Origin of the sequence: Faecousia sp. (assembly GCF_048519415.1) — a bacterium.
In the GTDB taxonomy this organism is placed as follows: domain Bacteria; phylum Bacillota; class Clostridia; order Oscillospirales; family Oscillospiraceae; genus JAZOXB01.
The window spans coordinates 1-14,514 of the sequence record NZ_DBFZUT010000008.1 but is presented as its reverse complement, the minus strand read 5'-3'; the positions used below and the strand labels follow the sequence as shown (position 1 = coordinate 14,514).

At 58.2% G+C, this 14,514-nt stretch carries 6 protein-coding genes and 1 pseudogene; 1 reads left to right on the top strand and 6 read right to left on the bottom strand.

What is annotated here, in order from left to right:
- A partial coding sequence (locus ACMKFF_RS00865) for a hypothetical protein (protein WP_419495753.1) occupies nt 1-207 on the top strand: 207 nt, incomplete at its 5' end.
- A 451-nt stretch (nt 208-658) separates the two neighbouring features.
- Here the strand turns inward: ACMKFF_RS00865 and ACMKFF_RS00860 are convergent.
- The 6 genes and pseudogenes from ACMKFF_RS00860 to ACMKFF_RS00835 form a co-directional block, all read right to left on the bottom strand.
- The gene (locus ACMKFF_RS00860) at nt 659-2,356 is read right to left on the bottom strand and encodes a glycoside hydrolase family 2 protein (RefSeq protein WP_419495752.1); all 1,698 of its coding nucleotides are present in this window, start codon (nt 2,354-2,356) and stop codon (nt 659-661) included.
- A gap of 382 nt (nt 2,357-2,738) precedes the next feature.
- Nucleotides 2,739-4,790 carry a VanW family protein gene (locus tag ACMKFF_RS00855; RefSeq protein ID WP_419495751.1) on the bottom strand — a complete coding sequence of 684 codons (2,052 nt, stop codon included), beginning with the start codon at nt 4,788-4,790 and terminating at the stop codon, nt 2,739-2,741.
- Nucleotides 4,791-5,183: 393 nt separating this feature from the next.
- On the bottom strand, nt 5,184-11,129 hold the full coding sequence (locus ACMKFF_RS00850) for a S8 family serine peptidase (RefSeq protein WP_419495750.1): 5,946 nt from the start codon (nt 11,127-11,129) through the stop codon (nt 5,184-5,186).
- A 370-nt stretch (nt 11,130-11,499) separates the two neighbouring features.
- Nucleotides 11,500-12,281: pseudogene (locus ACMKFF_RS00845) on the bottom strand (ABC transporter ATP-binding protein).
- Nucleotides 12,268-13,200: an ABC transporter permease gene (locus ACMKFF_RS00840; protein ID WP_419495749.1), complete on the bottom strand. Its 933-nt coding sequence runs from the start codon at nt 13,198-13,200 to the stop codon at nt 12,268-12,270. The pseudogene ACMKFF_RS00845 and the gene ACMKFF_RS00840 overlap by 14 nt, the downstream one beginning before the upstream one ends.
- Nucleotides 13,201-13,458: 258 nt before the next feature.
- A partial coding sequence (locus ACMKFF_RS00835; protein ID WP_419495748.1) for an ABC transporter substrate-binding protein occupies nt 13,459-14,514 on the bottom strand: 1,056 nt, incomplete at its 5' end.

Genomic DNA, 14,514 nt, shown 5'->3' with positions numbered 1-14,514 from the left:
ATGAAATTTTGTAGTATTATTTTGCAATTCTGCCGCTGCGGCGGGTTATTGAACGCGAAAGGAAACCCTGACGGTTTCCTTTCACACTTTTCTTCCCTCCGAAACCTCCGGCTGGGCAGGTTTTTCGACAGCCTGAGTCAGCCTGCATGGCGGTCCGTGACCGTCATGCAGGCTGACAATTTTTGCGGCATTGATTTTATGGCATAAGGCCACCAACTGCGCATTGCAGGGGAGCGGACAGCCGAGCCCGGCGATGCACTTGCAGTCTGTACAAGCCACCGTCAAAATGGCAAACGCCCCCGAATTGTCATTGCGAGGAGGCCGAAGGCCGACGTGGCGCCCTGAGCGCGAAGCGCGAGGAAGTGCCCTTGGGGTGCAATCTTGCAGTACCCGGCCGCATCGTGGGAAAGCCATCGGCGAAATCGTAACTGCCTTCCCGAGATTGCCACGTCGCTTCGCTCCTCGCAATGACACGTCAGGCGGTGCGGCGGTGCACCAGCGCCCTTGCGCGATTGAATAGGCTTCTACCGGGCGTTCCCTGAGCGCCGCTGCAGACGCAATTGGCTGGTACGTTTTACCGACAGCCTTTACGAATCGCCGCCGTTGCGCCCGGCGCGGCTGCCTGCTTCCCCACAACTTCCCCGCGCCGCCCCAACCGTTAAAATTGCAGCAGCTCCGCGATCTCGCGCATGCGGGCCTCGTCGGCCTTGCACAGCGCGCGGTCATAGGTCACAAGGCCGTTGACTTCGTCCTCCACGTCCGAGAGCTGGGTATAAATGGCGGCGCACAGGCCGTTGTCCCGCGCGGGCAGGACCTCCTTGCGGTACAGGTCCTCCAGCGCACGCCGGAACGCCTCCTGCGTGGGGTAGAGGCTGTAGCTGTAGGTCGCGTAGGGATTGAAGCTGTGGCCCGGGACCTTATAGGCATAGCCGCCGAATTCCGACAGCACGATGGGCTTGTCCCCCGGCTGTACACGCACGGGCATGGCGTAGATGTGCACGCTCTCCACGTCGCTCTGGCCGCAGAAGAACCAGCCGGACGTCGTGTCGATGGGGCGCGTGGGGTCGAGGGCGCGCAGGCGCTCATACTGTGCCTGACTGTCGAACTGGCCCCAGCCCTCGTTGAAGACCGTCCAGCAGCAGATGCACGGGTGCTGTCCGCGCGTGCGGACCGTCAGCTCCATGGCGCGCAGGAATTCCGCGCGGATGTCCGGCTCCGGGTGCAGCGCGCGGTCGTCCAGCCGCAGCAGGCCGGAATTCGGCAGCTCCAGATCGCGGTGGATGTCATAGTCGCCGTTGTTGACCATGTCCTGAAATACGACCATGCCGAGGCGGTCGCACGCATAGTAGAACAGCTCCGGCTCGACCTTCAGGTGCTTGCGCAGCGTGTTGAAGCCAAGAGCCTTCATGGCGCGGATATCGTCGGCGAAGCACGCGGGCGAGGCCGGGGTGAGCAGGCCGTCGCTCCAGTAGCCCTGATCGAGCACGCCGTGGAAGAAATACGGCTTGCCGTTCAGACACAGGCGCGGCAGGCCGTTCACGGTGCGGATATCGAGTGTGCGGATGGCAAAATACGTCTCGACGCGGTCGTCCGCCGTCTCGACCGTCACGTCATAGAGCCACGGATCCTCCGGTGACCACAGGCGCGGCTCCGCAAGGCAGAGCTCGGCGCGGCCGTCCGCAAACGGCAGCTCGATGCGCTCGTTTTCCGGCGTGCGGATGCGCAGCAGGCCGTCCGAAGCGCCCTCGACCGCAAAGCGGACGCGCTCCGGTGCGGCGTCGATGCGGACGGCGCGGATATGGGCCTCCGGCACGCTCTCGAGCCAGACGGTCTGCCAGATGCCGGACACCGGCGTATACCAGATGCCGCCGCGCTCGTGCTTCTGCTTGCCGTAGGGCAGAACGTTATTGGAAAGATGGTCCTCCACGCGCACGAGCAGGGTGTTTTCGTCCTGCAGGCAGTCCGTGATGTCGAGGGTGAAGGGAAAATAGCCGCCCGTGTGGCGGCCAATCGCCGTGCCGTTGACCCAGACCTCTGCGATCTGGTCGACCGCGCCGAAGTGCAGCAGCACGCGGCCGCGCACGAAGCCCTCCGGCAGGCGGAAGCTGCGGCGGTACCACAGAGGCGTCTCCTCGGGGAAGACCTCGTGGATGCCGGACAGCAGAGACTCCGGCGGGAAGGGGACGCGAATGGTCCGGTCGAAGGAGGTGGGCGGTTCGGCGGCCGCGGCGAAATCCCACAGGCCGTTCAGATTGAGATAGGAGTCGCGCCGCAGCGCGGGGCGGGGATATTCCTGCCACGGTGTGTCCGTCACGGCGCGCCCGCGCGCCGTCCAAAGATCGCAGAATGCTTGCATGAGTCGGATCCTTTCGATGATAATTTGAAGTTAGAAATTAGAAATTAGGAGTTAGGAATGGGGAGCGCTCAGGGCGCCACGTCGGCCTTTGGCCTCCTCGCAATGACAATTCGGAGGCGTTTGCCATTTTAACGGCAGCCTGTACTAGACGCAAGTGCGGCGCCGGGCACGGCTGTCCGCTCCCCTACAATGGCGTGTGCGGTCGACGAGAGTGCACGGAAATTTGCCGTTGCGCCACGAGACGTCGAGGACGCCGTCCCCTACAACGCACGGCCGGCAGCCTTGGCAGGTTCTCCGCTTTCCGCTTGCCCCGTGCCTTTCTATCCTGTCAGATACAAAAATCGGACCGGCTCATTTGGGTGAGCCGGTCCGGTTTTTAAGATCACGGCGCTTCTTCATCGCCGCCGGTGGACTCGGTCGGGGCGTCCGTGGGCGGTTCCGTCGGCTCCGGCTCCGTGGGCTTTTCCGTCGGGCTTTCCGTCGGGCTTTCCGTCGGCTCCGTCGGCGCCTCCGTGGGGGGCTCCGTCTCCTCGACGAGCTTGGCGACCAGACGGTTGCGCCAGTCGTAGCTCGAGTGGTTGACCTTCTCCGTGGACAGCAGCTTGCCGTTCTTGTCGTACTTCATGCGGTAGGTATCGACCTCATAGCCGTCGTAGCCGACCTGGATGCGCTCGCCGTCCTTATAGTCCTTGTACTTGTCGTAGTTCTTCATGCCCTTGGAGATCTCGACCTCCTCGGTCTTGCTCTTGTGGGTCATCGTGGCCTTGTAGTCCAGCTCCACGGTGTAATCCTTCGTCTCCGTGCCCATGAAGCGCACGCGGACATAGCCGCCGGAGGCCTCCGCCAGAATGCGGATGGGATAGGTCGTGTTGTTGCGGAATTTATAGTCGAGGCTGCCCCAGTAGATCGTGGCGTCCATGCCCCAGGGAATATAGTCCGGCACATACTGGTGCTCCTGCCGCGCGATGACCTCGAGGTCAGATTTCAGCGTGCAGTAGTACAGCACGGACGCGACCTGGCAGACGCCGCCGCCGAGCTGCTGGACGGTCTCGCCGCCGACATACACGCCGCCCTCCTTGTAGCCCTTGGCCGCCGTGCGCTCGCCGACGACACCGTTGAACGAGAACGTCTCGCCGGGCTTGAGCACATAGCCGTTGATGGCCAGGCAGGCCAGACGCAGGTTCTCGCTTCGGCCGATGAGACCGGCGTTGTACGGGCTGTCATAGCTGGCAAGCTCATCGTGGAACAGCTTCTCCTGCAGGGATTCCTTCGTGTACTGCGGCTCGATGACGTCGAGCGTCAGCGTGACCTCGCCGCCGGGGCCTGCCTTCTCCAGCTCGTCCATGGCCTTTTTGATGTCGAAGCCGTAGCCGTCCGAGCCGTCGGTCACTTCATAGGTGTCCTCGTTGCACACGGCGTTCACCGGCGCAACATAATACTTGTGGTACAGGGCGTCGAGGTCAAAAGCCTCCGGCAGGTCCTCCTCCACCACATACTGCATCTCGAAATTCGCGTCGGCATAGGCGGTGAGCACGGCCTTGTACAGCTCGTCCGTGTTGATCTCGCGGCCCGCGCTGCCGAGCTTGACCGTCAGGGTCTTGAGCTCGCGCTCCTCGCCCTCGTCGTCCGTCACGGTCGTCGTGCCCTCGGTGACGGAGGGCTCCGTCTTTTCGCTCACGGCGTCCTTGGCATATTCGTCCAGCATCGTGCGGACGTAGCTTTCATCGAGCGTGAGGAAATCGGCGACGTTCAGATCGGTGCGCTCCGTCAGCGCGTTCTTCTTCACGCGGGAGAACAGGCCGCCGCCGCGGCCGTAGGCATAGGCAGCCTCCACGGCCTTGTCGAGGTCGAGGCGGACCGCCGTGTCCGACGGCGTCAGGCACAGCTTTGTCAGCAGCGTCATCGGCTTGCCGTCCTCGTCGAGCGGGGTGTTCGGGTCCTCGGTCGGCTCCTCCGTCGGGGCCTCGGTCGGCGCTTCCGTCACCGGCTCCGTCTCCGAAGGCTCGGTCTCGGTCGGCTCCGTCGCCTCGGTCTGCGCGGAGGCATCGAGAGGCTTGCCGAAAATGTCGACGAGCGGGATCTGCGCCGGGTCATATGTCGAGGTGAACGTGTCATAGGGGCGCGTGTAAAGCGCGACGTTCATATTTTCCTTCCCATAGACGCTCACGCCCTTTTCGAGCGCGGCGCGCGCCTCCTCCTTCGTCATGCCGCTGAGATCGACACCCGCGACATAGAGGTTGTTGACGATCCTGCCGTCGTCGCGCAGGAACATATAGCCCACGCCGCAGCCGACGAGCACGACGGCTGCAGCCAGCAGCGCGACGATCAGGCCGAGGCGGGACTGCTTTTTCTGCTTTTTCTTTTTCGGCGCACGCTGCGGCTCGGCATAGGACTGAGCCTGCGTCGGGCGTTTGCCTTTTTCAAATTTACCCATTTAAATCTCCTTCTCCGGTGGTTCTACGGCAGAATGCCGCCTATTCTCCAGACGGCATCCGCCGCCGTTTGTTCCTATCCTATTATACCGGGAAGCCGCCAAAATGCAACAACGTTTTGCCAACAAAAGCGTTACAATTGTGAACTTTATGTAAACCACCAGAGCAGGATCATGGCGGCTGCCCCCCGAAGTGCCGCTGCGAGGCCGCGGAAAGTGGTATCATAAACGGACACTGACTTTCGGCTAAGCAGGGCCTTGAGAGTCTAAACAGCCCCACAGAAACACTTCTGTGGGGCTGCTTTTGCACTTTGGTTTTTTGTCAAGCCCTGGGGCTTGCTCCGTGCTCACCGCGGGGCAATACGCCCCCGGTAAGCACGCCGTTTCGGATAGAAATCAGCGAATGCTCTGGCAGTATCTGGCGACCACTGCCGCAAGCTGAGCACGGGTGGCCGTAGCCATGGGCTCCAGCTTGCCCGTTTCTGTGCCGAGAATAAAGCCGTTGGCAACAGCCCACTGCATGGATTCCACAGCATAGGAGGAGACACGATCTCTGTCAGAGAAGCTGCTCAGGTCTTCGGACACCTTTTCATAGGCGCCGGTCACCTTGGCATACCGAGCGAGGAAGGAAACCATCTGCTCGCGCGTCACGCAGTCGTCAGGCGCAAAGGTATCCGCGCTGACACCGGTGGTGATGCCGTTCTGGTAAGCCCAGCGCAGGGCGCTGCCGTACCAGCTCTCCAGATTCACGTCAGTGAAGGGCAGGGCCTTGGAATCATCCACAGCAGGTTCTCCCGCAATGCGATAGAGCAGCGTCACCACCTGGGCACGGGTCGCGGTCTCATCGGGGCGGAAGGTGCCGTCGCCGTAGCCCTGCATAATGCCCTTAGACAACACATAGTCCACGGACTCATGGTACCAAGCCGTTGTGCTGAGATCCCGGAATTCCTTCGACGGGCACGGATCATCCCGGTTGCTGCTTGCCGTCAGATGCTCCACCTCATCGATCCGCTGTTCATTGCGCTCTGTCTTTTGGACCGTGAACCGAGGATCGGCGTCCTTGCCGGCATTCGTCCTGGTGAACGTCAGCTCTGCGACTTGTTCTCCGGCAGGCATGCTGTCCACGGAAACATAACCAAGCGTTACCTTTCCGGCTTCAGCCTTGTAGGAGAAATACTGCGTGTTTCCAATGACATTCTTCAGCTCCCAGCCGGCAGCATCGTAGCTGACGCTCATAAGCCCGTTCGTGGTGGGGGCCGTTCCTCCCGGCACCAGCTTCAGGGTGACCGTGTTCTGATCCTCCGAGGTGATGATCTCCGAGGATGCAGGCTGTTCGCTCGCGATGTCAGCCGCCGGTTTCGCCGATGCGGTTTTTTCTGCTGCTGTATTGAGCGCACCATAAGACGCGGCCGCTTCTTCAACCGCAGCAGAATTGAGCATGTCTGTCAAATCCTGAGACTGTACCGTGTGGGAGCCAAGCGGCAGATTGCTTACGATCTGCTCCAGCTCCGTCTGGTTGGCCTCATGATTGTCGATCTTCAGGATCGTTGCCGGATATACATTCTCGCCGAAGCTGGCCAGCTTTTCGCCGGTCCAGAAGTTCTTGGCGGAATCGTATGTCAGACGGTAGAGCTCATTGGCCTTGCCGGTAAAGTAGGACAAATACAATGCCAGCTGTCCATTGACCGTTGTGGGAACCATAGAGCACAGCGGCGTGCCGTTATCGTCGCCCATGAAGTACATTTTAAATGCACTGGTCAGGTTAGACCTTGCAATCTCGTATTTGCCTGTCGTACTGCTGTAGTCGATCCCGTCATAAATCTGGAAGGTCCACACGTTGCCGCGGTTATCCAGCAGCAGCAGCACCTCCGCATCCGTTTCCGCAGTGCCGTCCTGATCCAGATCAAGCTTTGTCTTGCCGAGCGAGGTCATCGCCGTAAACTTATCGGCTCCGTTTCCGTAAAGCAGGAAATCCATGAACAGCATGAAGCCGTCCGTGCGAATGCTGCCCAGTTCCGCAGGCTTGTTGAGCATAAAGTTATAGATACTATAGCAGGCCGGAATGTCGCCCTTGGTAAACAGCTCGCTGTATTCCAGATCAAACAGCGGCACATTAAAGTTACCGCCCGCAACGGCATCATAGTCCGCCAGAACCTTGCCGCTCTCCATGTCGACCTGATGGAGCTTCCGTTCATTTCCGTCAACCACAATGACATTGTTGCGATCCGTGTCATATGCGGTAGAGGTAATGCCATCGACCTCCATCACAGCCCCCGGCGTCCATGTAGTATCATTTTCCATATCCCACGTATAGAACTGGGAGGTGGAGGAGCCATCCATCAGCGCGCCGGTCAGCGTAACCTTCAAAACCTCAACGGTAACCGTGCAGGCTGCACTCTTGGTAGGATCCTTTACAGAGGTTGCCGTGATCGTGGCAGTGCCATCTCCAATGCCGGTAACCGTACCGTCTTCGTCCACGGTAGCCACATTCGTATTGTCGCTGGTCCAGGTCACCGTATCGGGATGGATGCCGAAAGGCGTAACTTCCGCCTCCAGCGTCGCCGTGCCGCCCTTGAAAAGCTTCAGCGTGCTGCGATTCAAGGAAACCTCAACAGGATCATTCAGCTCAGACTTGTTCAGATTGATCTTGTAGGTACTGCAGTTGTTTGCGTAGTCATATACCTGCAGCAGCAGATGTGCTGCATTTGCTGTTCCGTTTGCATCCAACGACATGGTAACAGCCTCGCCGCGGCTTGCTCCCTTCGGAGAACCGCCCGTCCTCGCAAGGATTTTCCCGGTCGAGTAATCGTACAGCACCGCTGCTGCAACATATCTGTTGTCGGAGGCCGTAACGGTCATGACCCGTCCGTCGTTGATCAGGTCCTCGGAAAGCGTAATGTCGGTCAGCGTAGGAGCAGTCTTGTCAACAAACATCGTATAGGTCTGACTTGCTCCCTCACCAAGCGCATCCCAATCCGTCGAAAGCGTCGAGCCGCTGTAATCCACATAATACTCCGGCGCCATGGTAAGCTTCACAGTCAGCTTTTCGCCTTCCGCGGCATCCGGCGCACAATCCACGGACAAGCCGCTCTGCACCTGCATCCACGTCTTCTGGTTCGAGAAATAGTAGGCGCCAATGATCGGAGCCTGAGTCTCCTTGTTGAGATATACCGTACCGTCCTCGCCGGTCACAGTGATCCGGCCATTGGCCGCATTTCGGATCAGGCTGAAATAAATATCAGAGATCTTTGCGGTATCCGGGTTGATGGAGTAACGATCTGCATCGTAGAATCCGTCGTCTACATACAGATTTCCGCCAAGGGAATAGGAGTCATCCACGCCTTTGTATTTTATGGTCAGCGACTGGAGCTGCGCTGCCTGCTGAATTGCAGCAAGCATGTAGGGAGGACGGGTCTCCATGCCGTAGTGATACTGAATAAAGCTGCCGACATCAAACATGGAGGCATCGGTCCAATTTCCGTAGTAGCCCAGCACCGGGATAGAATGGCTGGTCCCTTCGACACCCTCTTTACTGCTTACCTCGTTGGCAAATACATAACCCTCGACATAAGCGCCTGCACCGCCGTTCTTTTCGTCGTAGCTGTCCAGACCAAGAACCTTTGCACGAATCGTGACGTGAATTTTTCCGTTTGCAGGAACCGTCACGGCAGCGTTGCTCAAGCGGGAGAAGAACAGGTAAGCATCATAGGTATCGATGTCTCCGTCCTTATCCAGATCCGCACGGCTCTTGCCGCTGATCTCGGTCCGCACGCCGGTCACATAGTCCAGCAGCGCCTGACCGTCATCCGCAGTTACCTTGCCGCTTCCGTCAAAATCGCAGCCGTCCAGCTCCGCAGGCATTTCCGGCTTCAGCGTTTTCCCATCCACGTCCCAGACAACGTCTGCGGCTAATGCGGCAGTCTTTTTGTCCGAGAAATTCATGACTTGCCCGTTCCCGTTATTGAGCTCGCCCTGAAGTGCCGCCTGCGTAAAGAAATCAGCGCTTAAGGTAAACGTGCTGTCCGTATTCTCCAGATTGTACAGCGTAAAGCCAAAGGAATACTCACCGGTGCGCTGGGGATCGTCTCCCAGCTCGGCTTTGATCTTTCCGTCTGCATACGAATCTGTTGCATCCTGATCCATCATCAAATAGCTTCCGCTATTTACAGCCGCGCCGATATTTGCAAGGCCTGCACCCTGCTGCAGAACAGAGTAGTAACCCTCCAGTGTCTTCCCCTGCTCATCAACACCCTGCTTCTCAACGATCGGCTGAGCAGTTGACATCAGCAGGCTTTGGGCCAGCGTACGCACAGCCAGTCCCGTCTTTTCGGCCAGATCATTCTGCTTAATGTACTCAGCGACCAGCGCCGCCATTCCGGCTACCTGCGGAGAAGCCATAGAGGTACCAGACATATTCTGATACTCTCCGCCGTCCTTCAGGGAGTAGATCCGGCCGCCGGGCGCCGTGATCTCCGGCTTCATCGTCAGGGCGCCGGGAATGCCCCAGCTGGAGAAGCTGCTCATCGTATAGTAGTCTTCTCCCAGATCCCAGGACTCCCGCTCGGAGCTCACAAACATCTCACCGCTATAATACAGAACACTGCCATCCTGGCTCGTCACCTTCGTGGAGCTTTCACGCAGGAATGCGCCATCCGTCTGAGAAATAGAGACGCAGGGCTCCGTTTTTGTATAATCGGTCAGATCCATATAATTGGAGCCCGGCTGATTATTCACGATAATGGTCGCAATTGCGCCATTGGCAACCGCGGCTTCTGCCTTCTCGTAAAATGAGGTATCGCCTCGATTGCAAATTGCAATTTTTCCTGCCAGGACATCCTTGACTGCTGCGAACTCTTCCGCGGTACCGATCTTGTCCAGATAAATATACTCATGGCTTCCGCCGATGGTATAGATCGGTTTGTTCTGATAGCTTTTTTCCGTGTAGGTCATGTTATGACCTTTGACCTTCAGATAATTGTCTGTAACGCCCGCGTTATCGACGGAGGCTACACACAGCGAGTTAACATAGGAGCCGGGGCTGCCGTTTGTAGCCCAGTTCACACTGCCCGCATAGGGAAGGCCAAACGCAGTCTGGTCAAACCAGCTGCCGGAATTACCTGCAGAAATTGTGACAACCATGCCGCTGCCAACGATTTCATCAAGAATATGACGGTATTTCTCTTCCGTATACTCGGAGTAGCCCGGGAAGCTTCCGCCCAGGGAGAGGTTCGCTGCGTCCGCGCCCAGCACCATGGCGTCTTCAATCGCGACCATGTAGTCTGAATCATAGGCGCCGCCGCGCTTGCCGAAGACCTTCATCGTCAGGATCTGCGCATCGGGCGCCACGCCCTGCGTCATGACGGAGTCCAACGCTGCGACATAGTTTCCGGCTTCGTCCTTAACAAAACGGTTTCCCGCCGCGATACCGGTCACGTGCGAGCCATGATCGCCCTGCGTATCATTATCATGCGTGATATCCGTGTCCGCATCCACATAGTTAAAGCCAAACGGGATCTTCTCGTTGACATAAAAATCTGCTGCGGTCAGTCCGGCTTTGCGAGTATATGCATTTAGCTGATTCAGCACCTCATCGGTCAAGTCAGCCTCCGTCATGATCGTCGCATTACTCCCCTGCAGGGCATATTTCAGCGCATCCGGATCCAGAGAGGGATGATCCACATCGGCGCCGGTGTCGATAATTGCGATCCGGCTTCCTGCGCCGGTATAGCCTGCCGCCCACGCAGCGCTGGAGCCGATCATCTTATCGGAGGTAGCCATATTGGGATCCGCCGTCTCCTCCTGCTTCACCACGCAGGGCTCATACCGGTTCTCAAGAATGACCTCCTGCACACCGGCAACTTCCTTGATTTTCTCGATCTGCCCATATTGGACATTTGCAGAAATGATATTGGCTGCCAATGTCAAATTCCAAACAACATCCAGCGTTGCACCATTCAGTGCCTGCTTGGAGATGGCGGCAGCCATGCTGTCCTGCTGCTTCTCCAGCTTCCGCCGATATTGCATGGCGCTGCGATCAGCAGCTGCAATCTCATCAGAGGTAAAGCCCTTTTCCAGGGTAGAGGCGTCCTTTAGAATAATGGAGACACGAACCATATCGGTGTCTTCGTGTTCTACCGTCTTTTCCACTACGCCGGTATTCGCCTGAATGGGGGACTCTACCTGAACAGAGCTGCTGTCTATTTCCTCCCAAGTCAGCCCGTTGCTGCCTGATTTCGAGACGCCTGTTTCCTCAATTGCCAGAGATGGCGCAGCCAAACTAACAGCTAACACCACGGCCAGCAATGCAGCCACAATGCGTTTTCTTAAGTGTGTGCTTTTCATAAACCTGCCTTCTTTCTTTATTTTGGTATGTCCACAAGCCGGGCATGCGGCCGCTTCTACACCAATGGCGTTCTATATATATTATCACAAACATCCGGTATATGCAATTAAAAATACACATACAGAGATGCCGTGCAGTTCTAAATATCGGCCGGAAACATGTCTGATTTTTTCCATTATTTACAAATTCTGGAAATATTCAATCGTTACTGCAGAAACGCCGGCACCGGCCGGCAAAGGCTTGCCGTCATGATAAAAATCCGAAAAGCTGCCGTTCCAGCGCCTCATATCATAAGAGCTTTTTGCTTCTCTCGGTGATGTTATTTGCCCTTGCCACGCCGGACAGACTGTTTTGTTCCATGCTTCGTGATCAGCCCGTGGCATTCGATGCGCCTTTTTTATCCGAGTTTGTTTGTTCCGACAAGAGAATACGGTCATTGTCCAGGGCCTTGCCAGCACCGCTTTTGAACTTAGCCAGCAGGTCCTCCACGGTCATGCCCGCCCGTTCCGCTCCGGCAACATCCAGAATGATATGGCCTCTGTCCATCATCAATGTGCGGTTGCCAAGCTCCAGGGCCTGGTGCATATTGTGGGTGACCATGAGGGTGGTGATACGGTTCTCCGAGACGGTCTGACGGGTGATTTCCAGCACCTTTTCTGCCGTGGCGGGGTCCAGAGCAGCGGTATGCTCATCCAGCAGCAGGAGCTTCGGCGGCTTGAAGGTGGCCATCACCAGCGTCAGCGCCTGACGCTGGCCGCCGGAAAGCAGCCCCACGGGCTGCTTCATCCGGTCCTCCAGGCCCATGTCCAGCTGAGCCAGCCGCCGGAGGCCGCCGCCAGAGAGAGGTTTTCCTCAATGGTCATGTGGGGGGCGCTGCCGCGCATAGGATCCTGGAACAGACGGCCGATTTGGCGGGAGCGTTGATATTCCGGCAGGAAGGTGATATTTCTTCCGTCCAGATAAATGCTGCCGCTGTCGGTGAAAAAGCTGCCGCTGATGGCGTTAAGGAGGGTGGATTTGCCTGCGCCGTTGGAGCCGATGACGGTGACGAAATCCCCGGGGAGCAGGTGCAGGCTCAGGCCCTGCAGGGCTGCCTTTTCATTGATGGTGCCGGGGTTGAAGGTCTTGGATATTTTTTCAATCTTCAGCATGAAGGCGGGCCTCCTTTCGCGCAGCCATGCGGCGGCGCAGCATGGGCAGCTGCTTCTTGAAATAGGGGGTGGCGATGGCCAGCACCACGATCACCGAGGACACCAGCTTCAGCATGAAGGCGGGCATATCCAGCCGCAGGGCGATGGTATACACCATGCGGAAGGCAAAGGCGCCCACCACCATGCCGATGGCCCGCTTGAGAATGCTGCCCTTGCCCAGCAGCACCTGACCCATGAGCAGGGAGGCCAGGGCGATGGTCACCATGCCGGTGCCGATGTCGATGCTGACGGATTTTTGACTTTGGGCCAGCAGGCAGCCGGACAGCCCCGTGAAGGCATTGGCCACGCACAGGCCTACGATGGTGGTAAAGGTGGGATTGATAGAGGAGGAGCGGACCATGTCGGGATTGTCGCCGGTGGCGCGGATGGCCAGACCCAGGCGGGTATGCAGAAACAGGGCCAAAAAAACGATCACGGCAATCACGGCGATGGCCGCCACAAGCAGCTTATACTGCTCAGCCAGGAAGGTGCCCTGCAGCAGAGCCCGGGCCTTGGTGAACACGGTCTCGGTTTTGTTCATGTTCAGCAGGGAGGAGCCGCCCATGACGGCGATATTGATGGAGTAGAGTCCGGTGTTGACGATGATGCCCGCCAGGAGGCTGTCAATGCCCATTTTCGTTTGCAGCAGGGCGGTGATGAAGCCGGAGAGGGCTCCGGCGCCCATGGCGGCCAGAATGGCCAGGTAGGGATGCCCGGCAATGGCTACCATAGCACCCACAGCGGCACCCAGAGTGAAGCAGCCGTCGGTGGAAAGGTCGCATACATTGAGCATGGAGTAGCTCAAAAACAGTGCCAGCACGGTCAGCGAGCAGATGAGGCCCAGCTCCAGGGCGGTTTGGACCAGAGAAAAAATGTTCATGAGAGACTTCTCCTTTCATGCAGAATGGGTTTGTTTCCCGAGTGGGCGGTGCGAGGGTCATCAGCGGGGGCCCGCTGATGGATGTTTGATTTCTTAGGAAGCTCTGATTAAATCGGCAAGAGCTGACGGCGAAAGATTTTGGTTCCAGGCAAGGTTTGGAAAATGAGGGAATACTGTATGTATTTCCCATTTTTCGAACCGCAGACTGGGGGCAAAAGATCCGCCGCTCAGCCGCAGACGATTTATTCAGAGTTTCCCTTATTGATTCAAATCGTCGAAGCTCTCGGCGGTGACGATGGACTGGACCTTGGTGCACAGAGGGGCGAAGGTCTTGGCCAGCTCGTCATAGTTCAGGCCCAGCTCCCTGCAGATGTCGGTGTTGATGGTGGCGGTGCCGTTGTCGAAGGTCAGCACGGGGGTGGCGGAGGGCTTGCTGCCGTCCAGAAGAATGCCGGAGACCATGTTGGCGGTTTCCACGCCCAGGTTGGCATAGTCCACGCCGTAGCCCAGGAACGCACCGTTCAGGGCGAAGGAGTCAGCGCCGGTGTAGTGGGGGATGCCGGCCTTGGCCAGAGCCTCGTAAATGGCCAGCTCTGCGGTCATCACGGTGTTGTCGGTGGGGGTGAACACGGCGTCGGCCTTGTCGGCCACGATGCTGCTGACGGCCAGACTGATCTCGTCGGTGGTGGTGCCGTTATACTCCTTGTAGGACACGCCCCTCTTGTCCAGGTACGCCTTGGCATTCTTGATGGGAGCGGCAGAGGAGTCCTGCCCCAGGTCATACAGCAGGGCGATGTTCCTGGCATCAGGGTCGGCGGCGAAAATCAGGTCCAGAATGGCATCGGTGTCCAGATAGTCGGAGGTACCGGTGATGTTGGCGCCGGGGGCCTCCAGACTTTCCACCAGACCCGCACCCACAGGGTCGGACACGGCGGCAAAGACCACGGGAATGTCAGTGCCCTCGGTGGCAGCCTGCATGGCCACGGCCACGGGAGTGGCTACGCCGATCATCAGGTCCACCTTGTCGGCCATGAAGTTGGCGATGATCTGATTCAGCACGGCGGAATCGGTGTTGCAGTTATCATAGCTGATCTCGAAGGTGACGCCCTTCTCCTGGCCGATGGCCTTGAGCCGGGACTCGATGTTGTCCACGATCTGGTTCAGGGATGCATCGTCCGCATAGCTGCAGATGCCGACCTGATAGGATGCGGCACCGGAGGAGCCGGTGGAATTGTCATCGCTTTTTTTGCCGCAGGCGAAGAGAGACAGGGCCAGCAGGGCGGCCAGGGCCAGAGTCAGCACACGGCTCAGCAT